Genomic DNA, 21,135 nt, shown 5'->3' on the forward strand with positions numbered 1-21,135 from the left:
CTCCTCAAGCACAAGGACCACCGCCATGCCCAAAGTGACCCACCCCGCCGCCCAGAAGGGCGATTTCCTGGTCGACTACGAAGAGAAGGTCTTCGAGGACGTCAAGGCCGAGCCGGGCGAGAAGGCCCTGGTGACCTTCCACACCGTGGCCTTCGAAGGCTCGATCGGCTTCGTCAACCTGCTGCAGGCCACGCGCCTTCAGCGCAAGGGCTTCGAGACCGCGGTGCTGCTCTATGGCCCGGGCGTGACCCTGGGCGTCAAGCGCGGCTTTCCGAAGCTCGGCGACGCGGCCTTCCCCGGCCACCAGAACTTCAACGAGCAGATCACCAAGTTCATCGCCGAGGGCGGCAAGGTCTACGCCTGCCGCTTCGCGCTGCAGGCGCTGTACGGCCACGGCGAGGGCGCGCTGATCGAGGGCATCAAGCCGATCAACCCGCTCGACGTGCTGGACCTGGTGCTGCTGCATCGCAAGGCCGGCGCCTTCATCCTGGACACCTGGACTCTGTGATGAGCCGCACCGTCCGCGCCGCCGCGGCCCAGATCGCGCCCGACCTGGACAGCGCGGACGGCACGCTGGCCCGGGTGCTGGAGACCGTGCGCGACGCGAGCCGGCGCGGCGTCGAGCTGCTGGTCTTTCCCGAGACCTTCGTGCCCTACTACCCGTACTTCTCCTTCGTGCTGCCGCCGGTCCAGCAGGGCCCGGCGCACCTGGAGCTGATGCAGCGCGCGCCGACGGTGCCGGGCCCGATGGTCGATGCCGTGGCCGGCGCCGCACGCGAGGCCGGCATGGTGATCGTGCTGGGCATCAACGAGCGCGACCACGGCAGCCTCTACAACACGCAGCTGATCTTCGACGCCGATGGCCGCCTGCTGCTGAAGCGTCGCAAGATCACGCCGACGTACCACGAGCGCATGGTCTGGGGCCAGGGCGATGCGGCTGGGCTGCGCACGGTCGACACGCGGGTCGGCCGCGTCGGCGCGCTGGCCTGCTGGGAGCACTACAACCCGCTCGCCCGCTACGCGCTGATGGCCGAGCACGAGGAGATCCACTGCGCGCAGTTTCCCGGCTCGCTGGTGGGGCCGATCTTCGCGGAGCAGATGGGCGTGACGATCCGCCATCACGCGCTGGAATCCGGCTGCTTCGTCGTCAACGCCACCGGCTGGCTGCACGACGCGCAGATCCGCCGCCTGATGCCCGACGAGAAGCTGCAGGGCGCGCTGCGCGGCGGCTGCCACACGGCCATCGTCTCGCCCGAAGGCAAGTACCTGGCCGAGCCGCTGACCGAGGGCGAGGGCCTGGTGGTGGCCGATCTCGATTTCGCGCTGATCGACAAGCGCAAGCGAATGATGGATTCGGTCGGCCACTACGCGCGGCCCGAGCTGCTGAGCCTGGCGATCCGCCGCGAATCGGCCGCCACCACCCAAGCCCTGCAAGGAGGAAGCTTCGATGATTGCTGAACATGCCGTTTCCGGTGTCGCCGCCAGCGTGGACGCTCGCGCACTGATGACCGAGCTGCAGTCGCAAGGCCTGCGCCTGCTGGACCCGAGCGCCGGCGCGCCGAGCCGCCGCGGCGGCGCCGGGCCCTCGGACCACAAGGCCGTCACCGTCGATGGCGTGACGGTGATGGTGCCCGTCCACACCGGCAGTGCCTTCGCCTCGCCCTTCGTGGCCGAGGCGCCCGGCCCCGACGGCCGCAGCCTGCTGCGCAAGGGCAGCATCCCGATCGCCAGCATCGCCTTCCCGCGGCAGCCGCGCTTCTACGGGCGCGCGACGGCAGACGGCATTCCCTACTCGCAGATCGCCACCCTGCACGGGGCGGACGTGCTGGCCACCACCGTGCTGCAGACCTGCATCCGCTACGAAAGCCGGCGCAAAGCCTGCCGCTTCTGCGCGATCGGCCAGTCGCTGGCGGCGGGCCGCACGATCGCCCGCAAGACGCCGGCGCAGCTGGCCGAGGTGGCGAAGGCTGCCGTCGAGCTGGACGGCGTGCGCCACATGGTGATGACCACCGGCACGCCGCCCACGCCGGACCGCGGCGCCGCGCTGCTGTGCGAGAGCGCCGCGGCCGTGCGCGCGGCCGTGGACCTGCCGATCCAGGCCCAGTGTGAGCCGCCCGACACCGATGCCTGGTTCCAGCGCCTGAAGGACGCCGGCGTGGACACGCTGGGCATGCACATCGAGGTGGTCGGCGAGGACCTGCGCCGGCAGCTGCTGCCGGGCAAGTCCGAGGTGCCGATGGCGCGCTACTGGGAGGCCTTCGAGGCGGCCGTGGCGGTGTTCGGCCGCGGCCAGGTCAGCACCTACCTGCTGGCCGGCCTGGGCGACAGCGCCGTGGAACTGCTGGCCGCCAGCGAGCGCCTGCTGGCGCTGGGCGTCTACCCCTTCGTCGTGCCTTTCGTGCCGATCAGCGGCACGCCGCTGGAGGACCATCCCGCCCCGTCGGCCGAGTTCATGCGCAGCGTGCTGGAGCCGCTGGGCCGCCGCACCGCCGCTGCGGGCCTGCGGGCCACCGACATCAAGGCCGGCTGTGGCCGCTGCGCCGCCTGCTCGACCTTGTCGCGCTACGAGGAGGCCGCGTGATGCTGACGACAACCGCCCCGTTGTGCGAGCTGCAGCCCGACTACCGCCCGCGCCAGTTCCGCGTGCAGTGGGCCAGCGACCCGTGGATGCAGCGCCAGGCGCATGCGCTGCGGCGGCAGGTGTTCTGCCGTGAGCAAGGCCTGTTCGGCGGCGTCGACGATGCCGACGAGATCGACGCCGGCGCGCACAGCCTGGTCGCGCTCTCCTGCCTGGCCGGCGAGGCCGACGAGGCGATCGGCACCGTGCGCATCCATGCGGCGGCACCGGGCCTCTGGTGGGGCTCGCGCCTGGCGGTGCGCGAAGACTGGCGCACGCACCGCGGCCTGGGCAGCACGCTGATCCGGCTGGCTGTCAGCAGCGCCCACGCGCTCGGCTGCGAGACCTTTCTGGCTCATGTGCAGGCGCAGAACGTAGAGCTGTTCCAGCGCCTGCACTGGGCCGTGCGCGACGAGATGGAACTGCACGGCCGGCCGCACGCCCTGATGCAGGCTGACCTTGCCCACTATCCGCCCTGCCGCACGCCCTACGCGGGCTACGTGATCGCCGACGGAGGTCGCGGATGAGCACCCCGCTGCAGGCCCTGGTGGATGCGCTGCGTGCGAGCCGCGGCTTCGCGCACAAGCGCGACATCGCCGCCGTGCTGCCGGCGCTGGACGATGCCGCGCCGGCCGGCGTGCCCAACGGCGACGACTGCGCGGTGCTGCCGCTGCCCGCGGGCCTCGGCTACCAGCTGCTGGCCATCGAAGGCCTGGTGCCGGACTTCGTCGCGGCGCTGCCCTGGTTCGCCGGCTACAGCGCGGTGATGGTCAACCTGAGCGACATCGCCGCGATGGGCGGCCGGGCCACGGGCGTCGTCGATGCGCTGTGGGCGCGCGACGAGCAACAGGCCGGCGAACTGCTGGCCGGCATGCGCGCCGCGGCCGAGCGCTACGGCGTGCCGCTGCTCGGCGGCCACACGAATCTGCGGGCCAAGGACGGGCAACTGGCCGTGGCCGTGCTGGGCCACGCGAAGCGCCTGATCAGCAGCTTCGATGCGCGGCCCGGCGAGCGGCTGCTGGCCGCCGTGGATCTGCGCGGCCGCTGGCAGGGCGAACATCCGTTCTGGAACGCCTCGACCGACGTGGCCGATGCGGCACGCCTGCGCGGCGACCTGGCGCTGCTGCCCGAGCTGGCCGAGGCCGGGCTCGTGCGTGCCGGCAAGGACATCAGCATGGCCGGCGTGCTGGGCAGCCTGCTGATGCTGCTCGAATGCTCGGGCGTGGGCGCGCGCGTGGACCTCACGCAACTGCCGCGGCCCGAGGGCGCCGCATGGCTGCGCTGGCTCTGCGCTTTCCCGAGCTATGGCTTCGTGCTGAGCGTGGCGCCCGCCTGCGTGGCCGATGTGCAGGCGCGCTTCGCGGCGCGCGGCCTTGCCTGCGCCGACATCGGCGGCGTCGAGCCCGGCACGCGGCTGCGCGTCGCGCTGGACGGCGAGGAGGCGCTGCTGTGGGACCTGGCCGAGGCCCCGTTCATCGGCGCCCGCCCGGCCGGGCTGCCGACTCGGACCGCCGCATGAAGATCGCGCTGCTGACCCACTCGCTGCGCCCGCGCGGCGGCGTCATCCACACGCTGGAGCTGGCCGACGCGCTCGCTGCGCGCGGCCACGCGGTGACCGTGATCGCTGCGGCCGAGCCGGGCGAGCAGCCCTTTCGCGCGGTGCGCCACACGCTTGCCGTGATCCGCCTGCCCGCACTCGCGGCCGAGCTCGTCACCCAGGTGCGCCAGCGCATCGACTGCCTCACCGAGGCCTTGCCTTCGCTGCTGGCCGACGGCGATTTCGACATCGCGCACACGCAGGACAGCCTCGGCGGCAATGCGCTGGCGAGCTTGCGCGAGCAGGGCCGGCTGGCGCTGCCCTGGCTGCGCACGATCCATCATCTGGACGTCTTCGAGCAGCCGGTGTTGAACGCCTGGCAGGACCGTGCCTGGCGCCGGGCCGACGGCATCGCCTGCGTCAGCGACGACTGGCTGGCGCGGCTGCGCGCGCAGGCCGGCGGCGTGCCGGTGGAGCGCATGTTCAATGGCGTCGATCTTCGGCGTTATGGGCCGCAGCCGGTGCCGGGCGACGACGAGCGCTTGGCCGCATTGGGCCTGGCGCCCGACGGCGGGCCGGTGTGCCTGTTGGTCGGCGGCGTCGAGGCACGCAAGAACACCGTGCGGCTGCTGCAGGCCTTCGCGCAGTTGCGGCGCGAGGACCCCGCTTGGCGCGCGTCGACCCTCGTCATCGCCGGCGGCGCCAGCATGCTGGACCACGGAGCCGCCCGCCGCGCCTGGGACGAAGCGCTGCAGTCGCTGGGCCTCGATGAAGGCCCAGGCCGCCCGGTGCTGCGCACGGGGCCGCTGCCCGACGAAGCTTTGCCGGCGCTGATGCGCCGCGCCGCGGTGCTGGCGATGCCTTCGCTGGTCGAGGGCTTCGGACTCGTCGCGCTGGAGGCGCTGGCCTGCGGCACGCCGGTGCTGGTCTCGCGCCGGCCGCCGTTCACCGAACACCTGGCCGACGAGCCGACCGTCGCCTGGTGCGAGCCGGAAGACGTCGGCTCGATCGCCGCCGGCCTGCGCGAGGCGCTGGGCCTGCCCCGTCCGACTGCCATGCCGCGCGTCTGCATCGACCACGGCTGGGATCGCAGTGCGCGGCTGCACGAGGACTGGTACCGCCGCGCCCTCATCCACTGAACCGAAAGGACACCCTCTCCATGCCCGCCATCCACTACCGCATCCGCTGGCCCGACGCCAGCGAGAGCCACTGCTATTCCCCCTCGCTGGCGATCCAGGACCAGCTCAGCGCCGGCGCCGACTACGCGCTGGCCGAATTCCTGCGCCGCGTGCGCGCCGCCACCGAGGTGGCCAATGAACGGGTGCAGGCCAAGTACGGCTTCCTCTGCTCGCGGGCGAACGACCAACTGGTCGCGACCGAAGCCCGCGCTGCGCTGTTCTCCACCCTCCCCGAAGCGCGGGTGACCGTGCTCGGCTTCGAGCCCGCCTGAAAGGAACACGACCATGAGCGCCACCGCATCGCTGCCCCACCATCGCGTCGCCATCGTCGGCGGCGGCCAGGCCGGCCTGTCGATCAGCCACCACCTGCGTGCGCGCGGCATCGACGAGCACGTCGTGTTCGAGAAGCACCGCGCGATGCACGTCTGGGAGACGCAGCGCTGGGACAGCTTCTGCCTCGTCACGCCCAACTGGCAGTGCGCGCTGCCGGGCCACCCGTATGCCGGCGACGATCCGCACGGCTTCATGAAGAAGGACGAGATCCTGGCCTACCTGCGCGGCTTCAAGACCAAGACCGGCGCGCGGCTGCGCGAAGGCGTCTCGGTGCAACTGGCCAAGCCGCTGCCGGGCGGCGACGGCTTCCTGCTTCGCACCGGCGATGGCGCGGAGTGCACGGCCGAGCAACTGGTCGTCGCCTCCGGCGGCTATCACCAGCCGATCGTGCCGCGCCTGGCCGAGCGGCTGCCGGTCGATATCGTGCAGCTGCATTCGGCGCAGTACCGCAACCCGGCGCAACTGCCGCCGGGCAAGGTGCTGGTCGTCGGCGCGGGGCAGAGCGGCGCGCAGATCGCCGAGGACCTGCACCTGGCCGGCCGCGAGGTGCTGCTGGCCATCGGCGATGCGCCGCGCTGCGCGCGCTTCCACCGCGGGCGAGACGTGGTCGACTGGCTGGCCGACATGGGCTACTACGAGATGCCGGTCGACCAGCACCCGCTGCGCGAGGGCGTGCGCGACAACACCAACCACTACGTGACCGGCCGCGACGGTGGCCGCGACATCGACCTGCGCCGCTTCGCCCGCGAAGGCATGCAGCTTTACGGCGCGCTGCAGGCACTCGATGCTGACGGCACCTTGCGCTTCGCACCCCGCCTGCGCGAGGTGCTGGACAGCGCCGACCGCACCTACAACGGCATCAACGCATCGATCGACCGCTACATCGCCGAGCGCGGCATCGTCGCGCCACCGGCACCCGCGCCCTACGAGCCGCTGTGGGAGCCGGCGGCCGAGCGCGAGACGCTGGCGCTGGCCGGCTCCGGCATCGCCGCGGTGATCTGGTGCATCGGCTTCACGCCGGACTTCGGCTGGCTGGACGCGCCGATCTTCAACGGCCGAGGTCACCCGGCCCACCGCCGCGGCGTGACCGCGGTGCCGGGGCTTTACGTGCTCGGCCTGCCCTGGCTGCACACCTGGGGCTCGGGCCGCTTCTCCGGTGTCGGACGCGATGCGGCCTACGTTGCGGAGCGCATCGCGGCGAGCCTGAAGGCGCCGGTGCCGACGATGGAACTGGCGTCCTGCATCTGAGGGTGCGGCCTCCGCTGGGTGATGCATGTCACCCAGAGGCGGAACTGGAACCGTGAAAGCACCCTGATCTGGGGTTTTGATGTTGCTGTCGTCGAAAAAATGAGTACACGACAGCAATAGAGCGAACCATGCAGATACAGGGACCATCCGGCAGCGAGGCTGCGAAGAAGGAGGCGCACGGCTCGCATGCGCATCTGCAGCACGTGGGTCAGCACGCGAGTGCGGCGGGCCGGACAAAGGCTTCGTCGTCGACCGCCGCGGCCTCGCATGCCTCGGGCGTGCACGCGAGCTTCAGCCCCGAGGGGCTGAAGATGGCCGGCGGCATCGAGAAGGTCGGGGCCGGCGCGGAGCTGGCCGCGCAAGGCCTGGGCCAGATCGGGGCCGCGGCCTCGGAGAGCGTGGGCGAAGCCCTCGCCGTCGGCGGCGAGCGATTGGGTGATGCCTTGCACAAGGCGATCTCCGCCGCGGGCGCGGCGGCAACCCTGGGGCAGGGCTGATCGTTTGATTGCGACGTGGCCATCGGCGCCCCTGGAGCAGTTCGCCAGCAAGGGCGTGCTGCGCCGGCACGAGCGCGGCGAGACCCTGGACCTGAGCGCAGCGTCCGAGGCCGACTGGATCATGATCCACGCCGGGGCCGTCGTGCTCTCATCGAGGATCGGCCAGGAGACCTCGATTCCCACTGCGGTGCTGTGGCGCGGCGACGTGATCGGGGCGTTGTCGCCGGTGGGGGCTCGCGTCTCCCGGTACGACGTCTCGACGCTGGTGGAGACGACCCTGCTGCACGTGCCCAAGGCCCTGATCGACAAGAGCGATTGGCGCGATTGCGAGGCCCTGGTGCACGACACGGCCGATCGCATTCAGGAGCAGATTGCAATCCGCCTGGCGGGCGACGGGCTGCAGCGCCTGATGGGTGTCCTCGGCGTGCTGGCGCGAGCGCTTCACCCGCGCGATCCGTTCACGCGCAGCGCCTCCGCGCTGTCGCTCCCGGTCAAGCAGGGAGAACTGGCCGAGTTCGCGGGACTGTCCCGACGCCAGGTGTGGATCTATCTCGGCCGACTGGCCGAACTCGGATGGGTCCAGACCTCGCGGACTTCCGTGACCCTCACCGGCTCGGCTGCATGGTTCCGATTGGTGCCGGAACTGCGGTCTCGCGGTCTCGATTGCATCGCCACCATCGAAGGCTGCGACGAGACGCTGGCGCGGCTGGCGCTGGCCGAATGAAGCGGCTGATGTTTCATCGTCTTTACCGACCCTGACGCTGGCGAAGCCCGCGACACGAAAGGACTCTCTAGCATGCGCGGGTGATGTCGACCCGGGGTGCAAGGAGTTCAAGACGTGCACTCGGTCTGTCGGCTGTGGTGCTGATTCATGGCGCGATCGTGCTGGTCGCGTGGCAGTTGCGAACGCCGGCTCGCCACGTCAACGCGCAGGTGCTGCTGACGACGATGCGCCTGATCGAACCGCGCGCCGTGCCGCCGCCGGCCAAGCCCGCGCGTCCCGCGGAGGCGGCGCGCAGCAGCCTGGCAGTGGCCTTGCCCGCACCGCTGCCGATGCCTGCCATCGAGGTGCAGCAGCCTGCGCCATCACCGGCGACCGCCGTGGAAGCGTGGCCGGCCGCGCAAGGCCGCGTCGGCCTCGACGGCCGCGCCATCGCCGCGCCCGGCCCCGCAGCATCGGCTCCGACGGGCCTGAGCCTCAAGCCCAGCCGCGAGGTCATGCGCGGCGCACTGGCCAACCTCGCCACCAGCGACCCGCGCAGCAACACACCGAAGCCCACCTTCGAGGAAAAGATCGCGATGGGTCTGGACGACACGCTGTGCCTCAAGCAGGAGCGCATGCCCGACGGCAGCGTACGCCGCCGCCTCATTCACCGGTCGGCCGGGCAGACGACCTTGTCTGCGACGGCGGGCACGAAGACGGGGACGATCCTGGTCTGCGAGTAGAGCCGTGGCAGGTGCTTCCTCCTTTCTTCGGAGGACGGGCCAGCGCTGGAACTGTCCGCATCGAAACCATACTCAGGTGTCTGACGCTGCAGCACCTGATGCATTGGGGAGAACGACGATGCGTGTTCTTGACGGTCTGGTCAAAGTCGCTGTCCTGTCGGTGGCGACGGCGCTCGCTCCGGTTCTGACCTGCGCCCAGCCGACCTCGGCGGAGCTCTCCGCGCCGCCGCCGGACGCCCAGCACTTCAGCATCATGTCGATCGCCGGCAAGCATGGGGACGTCTGGAAGTGGACCGTGCCCGGTGGCGCCCTGAAAGGGCGGATGAGCCTGAATCTTCGCGGCCAGGTCTGGGACCAGGATGAAACGACGACCCTCGGCCCGAACGGTGTGATGACGGGCTACAGCCTGCGCGGCTCCAGCCCCTCGGGTGATGTCGGCGAGCAGTTCGACATCGCTGACGGCATCGCCACCTGGAAGTCACCGATCGACGCGGGGACGGCACCCTACGCCGGCCCGGCCTTCTACGTGCCCGCCGGGTGGACTCCGCTGGCGAACGATCTGCTGACCGAGCGCCTGGTCGCGGCTGCGGGCCGTGATGTCGCGCTGCTGCCGGGCGGCAAGGGGCACGCCGAAAGGCTCACGACCTTGACGGTCGGCCAGGGCTCCGCCCGCCAGTCCGTGACGGCCTGGGCGGTGGTCGGCATCGCGGGCACGCCCTATCCGGTGTGGACCGATGCCCGGGGCAAGGTCTTCGCCTGGATCGGCGGGCTGACGACCATCCGTGTGGGCTACGAGGCGGATCAGCCGGCGCTGGAGCATGCGCAGGACGTGGCGCTTGCTGCGCGCTCGCCGATCCTCGCGCGCAAGCTCGCGCGGCGGGCCACGACGCCGGTCGCCTTTGTCGATGTACGAGCCTTCGTTGACGGATCGCACTTCGCCGAGCACCAGACGGTCCTTGTCGATCACGGCAAGATCGTGGCCGTCGGGCCGGCGTCCGAAGTTCGCGTGCCTGCCGGCGCGAAGAGATTTGCCGGTGCCGGCAAGACGCTCGTGCCGGGTCTGTGGGACAGCCACATGCACGTGTCGGACGACTTCACCGGTCCCTCGGAACTGGCGCTCGGCGTCACCTCGGTCCGCGATCCTGGCAACGTCATGGCGCTCACCCGGGCGCGACGCGAGCGCCAGGCCGCCGGCAAGCTGCTGTTTCCGCATGTCTACGCGTCGACGCTGATCGACGGCAAGGGGCCGAACTCGGCACAGGTGGCCGTCGTCGTCACCTCGCAGGACGAGGCGCTGCAGGCCGTGCGCCAGGCGAAGGCGGACGGACAGACGGGCGTGAAGCTCTACGGGACCTTCGACCCCGCCTGGGTGGCGGCAACGGCGACGGAGGCGCATCGGCTCGGCCTGCATGTGCACGGGCATCTGCCCGCCGGCATGCGGACCCGGGAGGCGATAGACGCGGGCTACGACGAGATCACGCACATCTACTTCGTGGCGATGCAGGCCATGCCCGACGATGTGGTTGCGCGTTCCAACGGGATCCAGCGCTTCCAGGGGATCGGACTGCATGCCAAGGACATGGATCTCGACGCCGAGCCGTTGAAGTCGCTGATCGCCGCGATGGCGGAGCGCAGGATTGCGGTGGATCCGACGCTGGTCGTGGTGGAGACGCTGCTGGTGCCGGAGAACGGCGACCTTTCACCGTCCTATTCGCCGTATGTCGGAACGCTGCCACCCGCGGTCGAACGGGGCTTCCGCCAGGGCGGCTTCAAGCCGGAGGGCGATGCCACCCGGGCGGATTTCCGCGCGAGCTTCGGCAAGCTTGTCGAACTGGTCGGGCGGCTGCACCGCGCCGGCGTCCCCATCGTGGCGGGCACCGATGGCTCCGGGCTCGAACTGGTGCGCGAGCTTGAGCTCTACGTCATGGCCGGCTTCACGCCCGCCGAGGCGCTTGCCTCGGCCACGCTGGTGCCCGCACGCATGATGGGCGTCGATGGTCACACGGGTCGGATTGCCGTCGGCATGGATGCCGATCTCGCGCTGGTCGACGGCGATCCGTCGCGCGTCGTCGGAGACCTGCGGCACGTTCGCACGGTGATGACCGACGGCAAGCTGCTTGACGCAGACCAACTGCGCGCCGCGGTGGGCATCAGCCGTCGACCGGCCTACGAAGCGGCGGAATAAATCGGTCTTGCGGGCCGCCGCCGCGGTGGTCGACTGGCCTACAGTTGCGGCAAAAGACACAGCTCAAACCCTGTTTTTTGAATTTACAGCTTATAGCGTGTATAAACAAAATACACACCAAAAGCTGTAGTCAAAAAATACAGCTTGAAGCCCGTATGACTCAGTTCCCCGTCCGCACTGCGGAACAACTCCCCCCTTTGCTCCAAGCCTTCCGCAAAGAGGCCGGCCTTACCCAGAGCGAGGTCGCCCTGCGCCTGGGCGTCTCGCAGCAGACCTATTCCGCGATGGAGCGCAACGCGGACAAGGTGGGCACGGCAAGGCTGCTGAAGCTGCTGAACATCCTGGGCATCGAATTGGCGCTTGGCAAACCAGGCCCGGCCGCCTCGTCTGACAAACCCATCTGGTAAGCCGATGGGCCGCCTGTCCCACACGCGCACGCTGGGCCTCTGGATGAACGGTGCCTACGTCGGCACCTGGAGCCTGGCGCCCCATTCGCCCGACACGCTCCACTACGACCTGGCCTGGACTCGGTCCGAGCAAGGGCGCCCCCTGTCGCTATCGCTGCCTTTCACGCCGGGCAATGCGCCGCATCGCGGCCACAAGGTCCGCGCCTACTTCGAGAACTTGCTGCCCGACAGCACGGAGATCCGCGACCGACTGGCGCGCCGCTTCAACACCGGATCGACCGGTGCGTTCGAACTGCTCGCCGAGATCGGTCGGGACTGTGTCGGAGCGCTGGAGATCCTGCCCGATGGCGCCGACTCCTCCGGCACCGCAGCGCCGCAGGCAGCACCCTTGAGCGAGGCACAGATCGCCCAGGTCCTGCGCGGCGCGACGACCCCGAACGCGATGGGCTGGGGATTCGACGATGACGAGTTCCGCATATCGATCGCCGGCGCCCAGGAGAAAACTGCCCTGCTGCTACAGGACGGCCAGTGGTGCCTCCCCCGAGGGCACACCCCCACCACGCACATCTTCAAGCTGCCGCTGGGCCTCATCGGCGGCATGAAGATCGACATGCGCGACTCGATCGAGAACGAGTGGCTGTGTGCCCAGATCCTGAAGGAGTTCGGCCTCCCCGTCGCCGCCTGCCAGCCCACGCAGTTCGAGGACATCAAGGCCCTGGTGGTCGAGCGCTTTGATCGCAACTGGTGGACGACGCCGTCCGGCGAGCGCCGCCTGATCCGCTTGCCACAGGAGGACATGTGCCAGGCCACGGGCACCTCGCCCGAAGCCAAGTACGAGGCAGATGGCGGCCCCGGCATGGATCGCATCCTCGACGTGCTCGGCGGCTCGATCACGCGCGAGCAGGACCGCCGCAATTTCTTCCAGGCGCAGCTGCTCTTCTGGATGCTCTGCGCCACCGACGGCCACGCCAAGAACTTCAGCGTCTTCATCCGGCCCGAAGGGCGCTATCAACTGACGCCGCTGTACGACGTGCTTTCCGCCTATCCGGTGCTGGGCGAAGGGCCGTCGAAGATCTCCCCGTTCAAGGCCAAGATGGCCATGGCGGTACGTTCGAAGAACGCGCACTGGAAGATGCGCGACGTCCTGCGCCGACACTGGATGGCACTGGGAGCCCGTCACGGCATCCTGACCGAAGACGGCCAAAAGGTGCAGTTCCTGATCGATGACATCGTCATGCGCACACCTCAAGTCATCGATGCGGTCGGCGCCCGAATGCCGGCGGGCTTCCCGGAACAGGTCGCCAGCACCATCCTCGAAGGGCTGCGAGACGCAGCACGGAGACTCGAAAGTTGATGATGAGTTGAACTCGACCTCGTCGAGGTCCGCCCATTGCCCTGCTCAGCGACACCCAATGAAAAGGAATTTCGGATGAATCGAACGATGGTCCTTACGCTGCTGGCTGGCCGCTGGTGTCCTGGCGAGCCTGTCGCTGAACCGGATCGTCATCAAGGGCGCAAGCACCAAGCCTGCGGAGCGCTGGAACCTGAGCTTCCGGGTCCGGGATGTCGAACAGGCGCCCGATGGGGCGCTCTGCTTGCTCGAGGATGCCGCGCCGGGCGGGCTCTATCGCCTCACGCCGAAGTGAGGTCGCCGCTTCCGCTCGCCAGGCTTACCGAGACGCCGTACAAGGCCAGCAGTCCCATGACATGTCCGACGGCGACGCCGGGCTCGCCGGCCTCGATCCGGCCGATGGTCTGCACATGCACACCCAGCCTCGCAGCCGCGGCCGCCTGACCTTCACCGGCTTCCGTGCGCGCTCGCTTGGCGGCGGCGCCCATGTCTTTGATGGACTGGAGGGCGTCCTCGCCGATCTCGACTGAGACTCTCTTACCTTGGGCCATCAAGCAGTTCTTTCATGGAAAACGCCGGCCGCGATGACTGGCGTGAAGGCCGCCCGTAAGGCGTTGAATTAGTTGCTTCGGCGCGCGAGCGCTGACAGCAATTTAGCGAAGAGGTGCCACGAGCGGAATCAGAGGGGCACATGATCCCCTGGAATCGTTTGGCTCGGGCAGCGATGCGGGTCTCACCCAGGGGGCGGCAACATCTTGGTCGTGATAATCGGAACAAGCGCCGCCGGACGCAGGCCGATCCGGCAGGCCGCATGAAATGGGGGAGGACGTACATGTCCGCATCGGTCATCTTCTTCCACGGCACTTCCGAACATTTCTTCCGTCCCTTGACCTGGGCGGATCGGGAGGCCTGCGCCGCCGTCCTGCGTGGACTGCATGAGCGCGTGCATGGCCCGGAGGCTGACTACGCGCAGGCGCTGACGAAGGACCTGGTGCTTGAGATCTGCCTGGGCGTGATCGCCCAGCCCGCCTACCGTGAGGGCGCGCTCTCGGCCGCTCAGGCCGTGAATGCCGATGCCGAGCGCGGCTATGCGCTGAACCTGCTGCGCGCGCTGAAGGAGCACGGCTGGCTGGAGGACTACAAGGATCCGATCGACCTGCAGCCGGTGCTGAAGCTGACCCGTGCCGGCAAGGCCTTCGCCGAAACTTTCGCCGAACTGGACAACGCCCGCCACAAGACCCGCCAGCGCAATATGCGTTCAGCCCGCAAGGCGCTTTTGGCTTTCCTGGACGAGCATGACGAGGATGAACTGCTGGATGCGCACGACTACGCCAGCAGGGTCGTGCAGGACCTGCAGGACGACATCGAATACTTCCGCGCACTGATGCAGAGCCTTACCCGCGAGGCGCTGACGCAGAAGCTGGCATGGGACGAGTTCAATGATTTCCTTGAGCGCCGTTTCGGCAAGGAGATGTCGGTGCGCCTGGTGGCCGATTCCGTGGACCGCCATCGCGGACAGATCATCGAACTGCTGGATCAAATCCGTGCCTGGCCGGCCGAGCAGCGCGAGCGAACCGACGCTGCGCTACTTCAGCGCGCCGACTGGCTGGAGCCGATGCTCGAGAACGGGCGCAGCGCCACCTTGTGGCTGTGCCAGCGGGTGGAGGCGCTGATCGATGCGGCCTGCGAGCTGAAGCTGCCGATGCTGCGCAGCGAGATGCACAACTACGTGCGCCGCTTCACCAGCCTGCTGCGCCCTCGCTGGACTACGGCGCCGAATCGCCGATGGGCCTGACGCTGGCCGGCATCAAGGCCGCCGACGCCGCGGGCAAGGACGCATGGCTGGAACTGCTGGGCCGGCGGCTGGGCACGGCGGAACTCCGCCTGCTGCCGGCAGGCAGCCTGCGCTGGACACAGCGCGAGCGCCAGCAGGTCGACGGCGACGAGACCGAGTGGCGGGTCCGGGCTGACAGCCGGCTCGAGGCGGCGCTGCGCCGTGCCGAGGCCGAGGCCTTTGTCATCAGCGAGGAGGGTGTGTTGCGGCAACTCGGTTTGGTAGGCGCCGTGTCCTTGCGCCTGTCCGATCTCGCGGCGCGGCGGGCGGACGAAGTGCTGACCAGCCTGCATGCCGTCGGTGCGGCGCGTTCGACCCAGGGGCGCGAGCGGTGGCGGGTGCGCAAGCTGCAGGAGCGCTTCGAGACAGAGAGCTTCATCGCCGATGATTACGAGCTTCGCCGCCTGCCGAAGCAATGACGACCGAGACCTTCCACGCGCTGCTCGAGACCCGACTCGCCGACCGTACCGCCGGCAACGTCTCGCGCCGCCGCTTTGCCGAGATCTGCAATCGCCTGCTGGCCGCAGGCATCGTCTGGCGCGAGTATTCCAAGCCGGAGCAGGCACTCTACGACGATGCCACGCTTGCCGAAGAACTGCTGCGCGAATGGTTCGACGTGCTCGGTTTCACGCTGACGCATGACGTCGATGCCAACCTGATGCGGCTCTATCCACCGGGCGACGACCAGGAGGACGAAGATGGCGTCAAGAGACTGCGTGCGCGCCTGTCGAAGGATGTGGTCGCCGCGGCACTGGGCCTGCGCTTCCTCTACACCGAGGGGCTGACCGGCAAGCGCGAACTGGTCAATCAGGAGCTGGCAATCAGCCTGGAGGAACTGTCGCAGACCCTGGTCACGCTGCTCGGCACGACGCTGCCGGCCTCGGCGGCCGAGCGCATCCAGCTGCTGCGCGAATTGCGCAAGCATCGCCTGGTGCGGTTCCGTGAGGCGGACGCCGGCTTCGGCCAGATGGAAATGCTGCTGGGCGTGCTGCGGCCCATCCTCTCCTTCGTCAGCGACGAGGCGCTGCTGGAAGTGCGGCAATCGATGCAGGCAAGGAGCTGAGCGATGCGCCTGCAAGGACTGATCACCGTCAACTGGGGCACGCTGGAAACGCGCCACTGGCCCCTGGCCGACGCCACCCTGCTCACCGGCGAATCCGGATCAGGCAAGTCCACGCTGCTGGACGCGATCCAGGCCGTCCTGACGGCCGCGCGCCAGGGCGTCTTTCACTTCAATGCCGGCCAGAACGAGTCGACCCAGGGCCGCCGCGGTGGCAAGGAACCACGCACCCTGCATGCCTACGCGCTGGGCCAGTGCGGCAGCGAGGTGTTCCTGCGCCAGCGTGCCACCAGCTACCTGGGCCTGGTGTTCGAGGCTTCGACGGCCGAGGAGAAGGCCGAACCGTTCAGCGCCTTGCTGGGCATCGAGGCTCATGTCGAAGGCGGCCGGGCCGATGGCGGCAAGCCCTTGTTCTTCCTGCTGCGCGGCGCGGCCTTGCGCCTGGAGCATCTGCTGGTGGCGGAGCCTCGCGTGCGCCCGCTGGGCCTGAAGGATGCGTACGCGCAGTTGCAGGTGCGCCTGGGCCTGGCGGCGGAGCAACTGCAGCGCTTCGAGGGCAAGGACAGCTACCTCCAGCATCTCTACGGCGCGCTGCTGGGCAGGAAGTTCGTACCCGAGGCAGACGCCACCCGCTGCGCCCGGGCGATCGTCAAGGCCATGGCCTACCGCGAGATCGGAAACGTCAACGAACTCGTGCGCGACGAGATTCTGGACGCCCACGACTTCGGCCAGGAAGTTGGCAAGATGCGTCTGCTGATGCAGGAGATCGCCCGCTTGAAGGCCGACGCCGAGCGGCTCAAGCTGAACATCGACCGGCTGCAACTGGTGGACGAGGCGGCTGGCGACGTCGTCACGCTGTTGCGCCGGCATGTGGTGATGCTGAACGCCCATGCGCTGCGGCTGCGGCGCGACGCCCTGGGCGAGCGCGAGCGTACCGAGCGCCGCCGCCTGCAGTTGCAGGACCACGCCAGCGCCTCGCAGCAACGGCTGGACGCGATCGCGCTGGAGCGCCAGACCTTGGCCGATGAGCTGGCGCTGGTGCAGGGCGAACTGGCGCAGAGCGGTGTTGCGCAGGAGAAGCAGCGCCTGAGCACGCTGGCGGCCCAGTACGCCGAGCTGTTCCGCAAGGAATGGAGCCGCGTGCAGCAGGCTGCGCGGCAGATGGACCAGGTGGTGGCGCATGTTCGGCAACTGCTGGCGCTGGACCTGTCGCTGTTGCCGGGGCTGCACACGGCCGTGCAGCGGCTGGGCTCGGCGGCCTTCCTGGCGGGGAAGCTGTGGGGATCGGCGCGCGAGGCGCTGCTCTCCGGCGCCCGGCTGGACGGCGAGCTGGCAGCCTTCGAGCTGGAGCCGCTGGACGAGGCTCTGCGTGCGTTGGAGGCGGTGCTGCTGGGCGCCGAGGAATCGTCGGTGATGTCCGCGCTTGTCGCGGCTCGCAGCGAACTGCTGCAACAGCGCAATGTGCTGCAGGACGAGCAGACGGCGCTGCGTGCCGAGCAGGCGCTGCTGCTGCAAGGGCGTTCACCGGCGCCTCGCGATGTGCAGGACGCGCTGAGCCTGCTGGAGCGCGATCTGCCGACCAGCCGCCCGCGCATGCTGGCCGCGCTGGTCGAGCCGAAGCCGGCCAGTCCCTGGCAGGCCGCCATCGAGGGTTACATGGGCCGCGACCGCTTCGCATTGATCGTCGAGCCCGACTTCGAGGAGGCCGCCGTGCGGCTGCTCCGGCGTGAGTTCGCGCGCCGCTCGCCGAAGATCGTTCAGGGTGCCAAGGCGGTGGAGGACACGCGCGGCATGGCCGTCGCACCGCTGAGCATGCTCAGCGAGCTGGTCTGCGAGCACCCGATCGCCAAGGCCTATCTGCTGGCCTTGTACGGCCGCGTGAAGCAGGTGAGCAGCGAGGCCGAATTGCGCCGCACGCCGCAGGGGCTGATGCGCCAGGGGCTGGGCAGCCGGGCTTACGGCATGTTTGCCTGCCTGGCTGCCGAGCAGGAGCTCGCCTTCGGGCTCGAGAGCCGCCGGCGCCGGCAGGCCTGGGTCGGCGATCGGCTCGACGCGCTGGTGCCCGAGCTGCAGCGGCTCAAGGGCATGGAGCAGTCGCTGGCGATGGTGCAGGGCTGGTTCAGCCAGAGCCGCGCCGGATCTTTGGCCGAGGCATTGGGCGAGGCTCTGGCGACGCGTTTGCGCCATGTGGACGTGGCGCTCGACTTGCAGCGCCTGGACACCTCCAGCATCGAGGCGCTGGAGCAGCGTCAGGGCGCGCTGCACGAACGTCTAGGCGCCAGGCAGGCGCTTTGGGATGCCGAGCAACAGGCCGTCGGCGTGCAGAACAAGGAGCTCGGACTGCTGCTGAAGACGCTGGGCGAGCTCGATGCCCGTCTGCCGGAACTGGCCTTGTCCATCGTCAATGCCCAGGTATGGCTGAGCCGCTTTGCCGCTGCCGCTGTCACGGTGGCCAGCGAAGTGCAGTTGCTGGACGAGGCCCGCGGCATCGGCGAGGCGGAACTGCCCAGTGCCGCCTCGCTGCAGAACAACGCGGTGAATGCCGCCGAGAATCTTCCTGATCGGCTCAAGACGCTGCGCAATCACATTGCCACCTATCTGGCCGGTGCGCGCACGGATGAGGAGCGCTTCAGCTGGAACGAGCCGCCGCGGGCGGTCGAGCAGATCGAGGCCGTGCTGCGTGCCGTGCTCGCCGTGCAGCAGGCCGCGCGCGAGCAGGTGCGCCGGCAGGACAGCATCGGCCTGGCCGAGAACGTGGCCCGGCTCGAGAAAGCCGAGGCCACCTTCAATCACGTCTTCACCAGCGATTTCTGCTTCCGCGTGCGCCGCGATGTGAAGGACGGCTCCAACACCCTGCGCAAGCTCAGCCAGGAACTGAAAGCGATCCAGTTCGGCGTGGACTCCTACGATGTGGTCCAGGACTGGGTGCCGCGCTACAAGGAGTACTACGACTTCTTCGAGGCGCTGGACGGTGTGGTCGACCAGTTGGAGAAGGATCGCACGGCCATCTTCGATGCACCGCAGCTGTCGCCCGAGCACCGTGCCACGGCGCAGGAGATCAAGCGTCTGCTGCTGTCGCAGGACCAGATCGCCGCCGAGCGCGCGCTGAAGGAACTGGCGGACTACCGCAACTACCGCCGCTACGACATCCATCGCATCGCTGGCGGCCACCGCACGCCGATGTCCACCTGGGGCACCGGCTCGGGCGGCGAGCTGGAGACGCCGTTCTATGTGATCCGCGCCGCCGTGCTGGCCCATGCGCTCGGGCATTTCGGCCGTGCACCGAACGCGCCGGCGCTGCGCCTGATGCTCAGCGACGAAGCCTTCTCGAAGATGGACGAGGCGCGTTCGCGGGCGGTGTTGCGCTTCCTGGCGCAGAACATGGGCCTGCAGCTGATCGTGGCGATGCCTACGTCCAAGTCGGGTGCGATCAAACCCGAGTTCGACAAGGAATACACCTTCTCGAAGCTCGAAGCGGAGGCTGATGGGAAGTTCGTGCACATCAGCGAGGTCCAGGAGAAGGACTTCAAGCGGGAGGCGCTGGCAGCGCTGTGGGCCGAGCATGCGCAGGCTGCGCGGGCACAGGCGCGGCGGGCCTTCGAAGGCGAAGACGAGCGTTCCGCATGAGACCGCATCCACTGCAATGGCGGCTGGCGCACGCGCTGTTGGGCCGGCAGGCCGGGTGGCTGGCCCTGGACGCCACCGTGCTGCCGGAACTGCACGAGGCCGACTCGCCGGAAGCGCTGTCGCATGTGGAGCTGCTGCTGGACGGGCTGTGCGCCACCGGCTGGGTGCGCCTGAAGGTCGACCGTGCGCGGCCTTTCCAGACCCTGGCCGACCGCCGGCCGAAGCTGCAATTGCTCGATGCACAGGCCCTGGCCGCGTGGAGTGGCTTCGAGCCGGAAGCGCCGCGCTGGAGCCGCCTGCTGGTCCAGGGCCTGCGCGAGCAGCCGCTGGCCGTGCCCGATGCGGCGGCGCTGCTCGACTACCTGCTGCGCAACCCGCTTCCCGCCTTCGAGGGCCTCGCGCCGGCAGACTGCGCCGTCGTGCTCAACGGGCTCGCGGCCGATCTCGACGGCGCTGGCCCCACGCACTACCTGCGCGAACTCTCGGCCCGTCATTTCCGCGGGCACAGCAAGGTGCTGGATGCACGCGAGGAACTGCTGCGGCTGCTGGGTGCGGACGAGAGGCATCTCCTGGAAGCACCGATCCAGTTGCTGGTCGATCTGCCGGAGCGCTGGACCGGTGAAGAGGTCCTGTTCATTGAAAACGGCGTGAGCTTTGAGCGCATGGCAGGGCAGCGCCAACCGGCCTGGGCTCGCGCGGCCTTGCTGTACGCGGCGGGCTTCCGCGGCGGCGCGCGCCGCCTGCGCGAGCGCACCGGGGCGTCGTTGTACTGGCGTGGTCGCGTGGCCGACCTGGATGCCCGTCGCTTCGAAGCGTGGCTCCATGCCGGCGCGGACGAGGCGCTTGTTAGCTTCTATGGCGATCTGGACTTCGCCGGCCTTGCCATCCTCGCGCAACTGCGCGCGAGCTTTCCTGCTTGTGGCGCCTGGCGACCGGGCTACGAGGCCCTGCTTGCCCGGCTCGGCTTGGGGCATGCGCCGGAGGATGCGGGCAAGGAGCGGCAGCAGGATCCCGGTGTCACCGGCTGCTCGTTCGCAGATGATGTTCTGCTGCCGGCGTTGCGGAACGAGCGGCGGTGTGTGGATCAGGAGTGCTGGCCCGGCGTTGGCGCGAAGTTCCAGGCGAGTTGAGACTCCGTGCCACCGGCAGTTTCGTGCACGCGCGAAACGAATGAGCGGCGCTTTGTCGGTTCGAAATCGATCGCGATCGTCTGAAGGCCGTCGAACAGGCCGGCCTGCCAACGTGTCCACGCACCGAACCAGCGCAGGCGTGCAAGCAGGGTCTGCTCGACGATGCGCAGATGTTCCGCCAGTTCCTGCGCGTCCCAGTCGAACCGGCACAGCAGGATGACGTAGGCCGACGCTTGCGAATAGCTGTGTCGTGTCAGCGAGAGTGGATCTGGAATTTCTTCGCGGCGAAGCAGCAGGATGGCCGGATCAAAGACGTCCGGCGCCGTCAGCAGGCGCGCCATTGTATGCACCGCGGAATCCGCGTCTTCCTTGTCCCAGTCCTTGTCGAGCTTCATGGCATAGCGAAGCTGCTTGTCCGCGTACTTGACGAGGTGGCCGTACAGCCAGGCCAGCACTTGCTCCTGATCGGCACGATGGCTGAAGTTGATCGCGAAGCCGCGCTTCGTGGCGATGCGCTCGGCGATCAGCCAGGCTTCGACCTCGACGTCTTCGGCCGTGTGCTCGCCGCAGGTCTGCCGCGCGATGCGCCGAAGGTCGGCGCGGCGTTGGACGAGAAAGGCCCGGTACGGATCCATCGGCATCGGAATCTCCTGACAGACCATCCTTCCGACCGCGGGCCATTCCC

Annotated in this window: 22 protein-coding genes; 20 read left to right on the forward strand and 2 right to left on the reverse strand. The window is 69.0% G+C overall.

Annotated elements, in window-relative coordinates:
• Window positions 1-25 precede the first annotated feature (25 nt).
• From SNE35_RS30890 to SNE35_RS30960, 15 genes are all read left to right on the forward strand, one after another.
• On the forward strand, window positions 26-508 hold the full coding sequence (locus SNE35_RS30890; protein ID WP_320426917.1) for an MSMEG_0572/Sll0783 family nitrogen starvation response protein: 483 nt from the start codon (window positions 26-28) through the stop codon (window positions 506-508).
• On the forward strand, window positions 508-1,458 hold the full coding sequence (locus SNE35_RS30895) for a Nit6803 family nitrilase (protein ID WP_320426918.1): 951 nt from the start codon (window positions 508-510) through the stop codon (window positions 1,456-1,458). Before SNE35_RS30890 ends, SNE35_RS30895 begins: the two co-directional genes overlap by 1 nt.
• A 46-nt stretch (window positions 1,459-1,504) precedes the next feature.
• Window positions 1,505-2,581 carry an MSMEG_0568 family radical SAM protein gene (locus tag SNE35_RS30900; RefSeq protein WP_320426946.1) on the forward strand — a complete coding sequence of 359 codons (1,077 nt, stop codon included), beginning with the start codon at window positions 1,505-1,507 and terminating at the stop codon, window positions 2,579-2,581.
• Window positions 2,581-3,144: an MSMEG_0567/Sll0786 family nitrogen starvation N-acetyltransferase gene (locus tag SNE35_RS30905; protein WP_320426919.1), complete on the forward strand. Its 564-nt coding sequence runs from the start codon at window positions 2,581-2,583 to the stop codon at window positions 3,142-3,144. The genes SNE35_RS30900 and SNE35_RS30905 overlap by 1 nt, the downstream gene beginning before the upstream one ends.
• Window positions 3,141-4,136 carry a sll0787 family AIR synthase-like protein gene (locus SNE35_RS30910; RefSeq protein ID WP_320426920.1) on the forward strand — a complete coding sequence of 332 codons (996 nt, stop codon included), beginning with the start codon at window positions 3,141-3,143 and terminating at the stop codon, window positions 4,134-4,136. Before SNE35_RS30905 ends, SNE35_RS30910 begins: the two co-directional genes overlap by 4 nt.
• Complete coding sequence (locus SNE35_RS30915) at window positions 4,133-5,293, forward strand: MSMEG_0565 family glycosyltransferase (RefSeq protein WP_320426921.1); 1,161 nt, start codon at window positions 4,133-4,135, stop codon at window positions 5,291-5,293. The genes SNE35_RS30910 and SNE35_RS30915 overlap by 4 nt, the downstream gene beginning before the upstream one ends.
• A gap of 20 nt (window positions 5,294-5,313) precedes the next feature.
• On the forward strand, window positions 5,314-5,604 hold the full coding sequence (locus SNE35_RS30920; protein WP_320426922.1) for an MSMEG_0570 family nitrogen starvation response protein: 291 nt from the start codon (window positions 5,314-5,316) through the stop codon (window positions 5,602-5,604).
• A 13-nt stretch (window positions 5,605-5,617) separates the two neighbouring features.
• A complete protein-coding gene (locus SNE35_RS30925) occupies window positions 5,618-6,913 on the forward strand; it encodes an MSMEG_0569 family flavin-dependent oxidoreductase (protein ID WP_320426923.1) in 1,296 nt (431 codons plus the stop codon).
• Window positions 6,914-7,041: 128 nt separating this feature from the next.
• A complete protein-coding gene (locus SNE35_RS30930; protein ID WP_320426924.1) occupies window positions 7,042-7,410 on the forward strand; it encodes a hypothetical protein in 369 nt (122 codons plus the stop codon).
• Window positions 7,411-7,414: 4 nt separating this feature from the next.
• Window positions 7,415-8,134 (forward strand): Crp/Fnr family transcriptional regulator, encoded by a 720-nt coding sequence (locus SNE35_RS30935; protein ID WP_320426925.1) that lies wholly within the window; start codon window positions 7,415-7,417, stop codon window positions 8,132-8,134.
• Between the two features lie 134 nt (window positions 8,135-8,268).
• Window positions 8,269-8,856 (forward strand): hypothetical protein, encoded by a 588-nt coding sequence (locus tag SNE35_RS30940; RefSeq protein ID WP_320426926.1) that lies wholly within the window; start codon window positions 8,269-8,271, stop codon window positions 8,854-8,856.
• A 118-nt stretch (window positions 8,857-8,974) separates the two neighbouring features.
• On the forward strand, window positions 8,975-11,041 hold the full coding sequence (locus SNE35_RS30945; RefSeq protein ID WP_320426927.1) for an amidohydrolase family protein: 2,067 nt from the start codon (window positions 8,975-8,977) through the stop codon (window positions 11,039-11,041).
• A gap of 155 nt (window positions 11,042-11,196) precedes the next feature.
• Window positions 11,197-11,448, forward strand: a complete 252-nt coding sequence (locus SNE35_RS30950) for a helix-turn-helix domain-containing protein (RefSeq protein WP_320426928.1) — start codon at window positions 11,197-11,199, stop codon at window positions 11,446-11,448.
• 4 nt (window positions 11,449-11,452) lie between these two features.
• A complete protein-coding gene (locus tag SNE35_RS30955; protein ID WP_320426929.1) occupies window positions 11,453-12,802 on the forward strand; it encodes a type II toxin-antitoxin system HipA family toxin in 1,350 nt (449 codons plus the stop codon).
• A gap of 106 nt (window positions 12,803-12,908) precedes the next feature.
• Window positions 12,909-13,094, forward strand: coding sequence for a PQQ-dependent sugar dehydrogenase (locus SNE35_RS30960; RefSeq protein ID WP_320426947.1), 186 nt, complete (start codon window positions 12,909-12,911; stop codon window positions 13,092-13,094).
• Here the strand turns inward: SNE35_RS30960 and SNE35_RS30965 are convergent.
• A complete protein-coding gene (locus SNE35_RS30965) occupies window positions 13,081-13,350 on the reverse strand; it encodes a helix-turn-helix domain-containing protein (protein WP_320426930.1) in 270 nt (89 codons plus the stop codon). The genes SNE35_RS30960 and SNE35_RS30965 overlap by 14 nt on opposite strands.
• Before the next feature lie 281 nt (window positions 13,351-13,631).
• Between SNE35_RS30965 and SNE35_RS30970 the strand changes: the two genes are divergently transcribed.
• The 5 genes from SNE35_RS30970 to SNE35_RS30990 are packed head-to-tail and all read left to right on the forward strand — an operon-like array spanning window position 13,632 to window position 20,450.
• Entirely contained in the window at window positions 13,632-14,594 is a 963-nt protein-coding gene (locus SNE35_RS30970) for a Wadjet anti-phage system protein JetA family protein (RefSeq protein ID WP_320426931.1), read from the forward strand.
• Entirely contained in the window at window positions 14,585-15,052 is a 468-nt protein-coding gene (locus SNE35_RS30975; protein WP_320426932.1) for a hypothetical protein, read from the forward strand. Before SNE35_RS30970 ends, SNE35_RS30975 begins: the two co-directional genes overlap by 10 nt.
• Window positions 15,049-15,696, forward strand: a complete 648-nt coding sequence (locus SNE35_RS30980) for a DUF4194 domain-containing protein (protein WP_320426933.1) — start codon at window positions 15,049-15,051, stop codon at window positions 15,694-15,696. Before SNE35_RS30975 ends, SNE35_RS30980 begins: the two co-directional genes overlap by 4 nt.
• Before the next feature lie 3 nt (window positions 15,697-15,699).
• The gene (locus SNE35_RS30985; RefSeq protein WP_320426934.1) at window positions 15,700-19,320 is read left to right on the forward strand and encodes an SbcC/MukB-like Walker B domain-containing protein; all 3,621 of its coding nucleotides are present in this window, start codon (window positions 15,700-15,702) and stop codon (window positions 19,318-19,320) included.
• Complete coding sequence (locus SNE35_RS30990; protein WP_320426935.1) at window positions 19,317-20,450, forward strand: Wadjet anti-phage system protein JetD domain-containing protein; 1,134 nt, start codon at window positions 19,317-19,319, stop codon at window positions 20,448-20,450. Before SNE35_RS30985 ends, SNE35_RS30990 begins: the two co-directional genes overlap by 4 nt.
• Here SNE35_RS30990 and SNE35_RS30995 read toward each other — a convergent pair.
• Window positions 20,405-21,091, reverse strand: a complete 687-nt coding sequence (locus tag SNE35_RS30995; RefSeq protein WP_320426936.1) for a hypothetical protein — start codon at window positions 21,089-21,091, stop codon at window positions 20,405-20,407. The genes SNE35_RS30990 and SNE35_RS30995 overlap by 46 nt on opposite strands.
• Window positions 21,092-21,135: the final 44 nt, after the last annotated feature.

The sequence above is a fragment of the Roseateles agri genome, from assembly GCF_034043675.1.
GTDB lineage: Bacteria > Pseudomonadota > Gammaproteobacteria > Burkholderiales > Burkholderiaceae_C > KK5.

Bases quoted from the DNA above. Each gene is read 5' to 3' on its own strand.
- SNE35_RS30955 (WP_320426929.1), top strand. From the start codon at position 11,453: ATGGGCCGCCTGTCCCACACGCGCACGCTGGGCCTCTGGATGAACGGT.
- SNE35_RS30975 (WP_320426932.1), top strand. From the start codon at position 14,585: ATGGGCCTGACGCTGGCCGGCATCAAGGCCGCCGACGCCGCGGGCAAG.
- SNE35_RS30910 (WP_320426920.1), top strand. From the start codon at position 3,141: ATGAGCACCCCGCTGCAGGCCCTGGTGGATGCGCTGCGTGCGAGCCGC.
- SNE35_RS30900 (WP_320426946.1), top strand. From the start codon at position 1,505: ATGACCGAGCTGCAGTCGCAAGGCCTGCGCCTGCTGGACCCGAGCGCC.
- SNE35_RS30995 (WP_320426936.1), bottom strand. From the start codon at position 21,091: ATGCCGATGGATCCGTACCGGGCCTTTCTCGTCCAACGCCGCGCCGAC.
- SNE35_RS30990 (WP_320426935.1), top strand. From the start codon at position 19,317: ATGAGACCGCATCCACTGCAATGGCGGCTGGCGCACGCGCTGTTGGGC.
- SNE35_RS30920 (WP_320426922.1), top strand. From the start codon at position 5,314: ATGCCCGCCATCCACTACCGCATCCGCTGGCCCGACGCCAGCGAGAGC.
- SNE35_RS30950 (WP_320426928.1), top strand. From the start codon at position 11,197: ATGACTCAGTTCCCCGTCCGCACTGCGGAACAACTCCCCCCTTTGCTC.
- SNE35_RS30890 (WP_320426917.1), top strand. From the start codon at position 26: ATGCCCAAAGTGACCCACCCCGCCGCCCAGAAGGGCGATTTCCTGGTC.
- SNE35_RS30945 (WP_320426927.1), top strand. From the start codon at position 8,975: ATGCGTGTTCTTGACGGTCTGGTCAAAGTCGCTGTCCTGTCGGTGGCG.
- SNE35_RS30985 (WP_320426934.1), top strand. From the start codon at position 15,700: ATGCGCCTGCAAGGACTGATCACCGTCAACTGGGGCACGCTGGAAACG.
- SNE35_RS30930 (WP_320426924.1), top strand. From the start codon at position 7,042: ATGCAGATACAGGGACCATCCGGCAGCGAGGCTGCGAAGAAGGAGGCG.
- SNE35_RS30980 (WP_320426933.1), top strand. From the start codon at position 15,049: ATGACGACCGAGACCTTCCACGCGCTGCTCGAGACCCGACTCGCCGAC.
- SNE35_RS30925 (WP_320426923.1), top strand. From the start codon at position 5,618: ATGAGCGCCACCGCATCGCTGCCCCACCATCGCGTCGCCATCGTCGGC.
- SNE35_RS30895 (WP_320426918.1), top strand. From the start codon at position 508: ATGAGCCGCACCGTCCGCGCCGCCGCGGCCCAGATCGCGCCCGACCTG.
- SNE35_RS30970 (WP_320426931.1), top strand. From the start codon at position 13,632: ATGTCCGCATCGGTCATCTTCTTCCACGGCACTTCCGAACATTTCTTC.
- SNE35_RS30915 (WP_320426921.1), top strand. From the start codon at position 4,133: ATGAAGATCGCGCTGCTGACCCACTCGCTGCGCCCGCGCGGCGGCGTC.
- SNE35_RS30905 (WP_320426919.1), top strand. From the start codon at position 2,581: ATGCTGACGACAACCGCCCCGTTGTGCGAGCTGCAGCCCGACTACCGC.
- SNE35_RS30965 (WP_320426930.1), bottom strand. From the start codon at position 13,350: ATGGCCCAAGGTAAGAGAGTCTCAGTCGAGATCGGCGAGGACGCCCTC.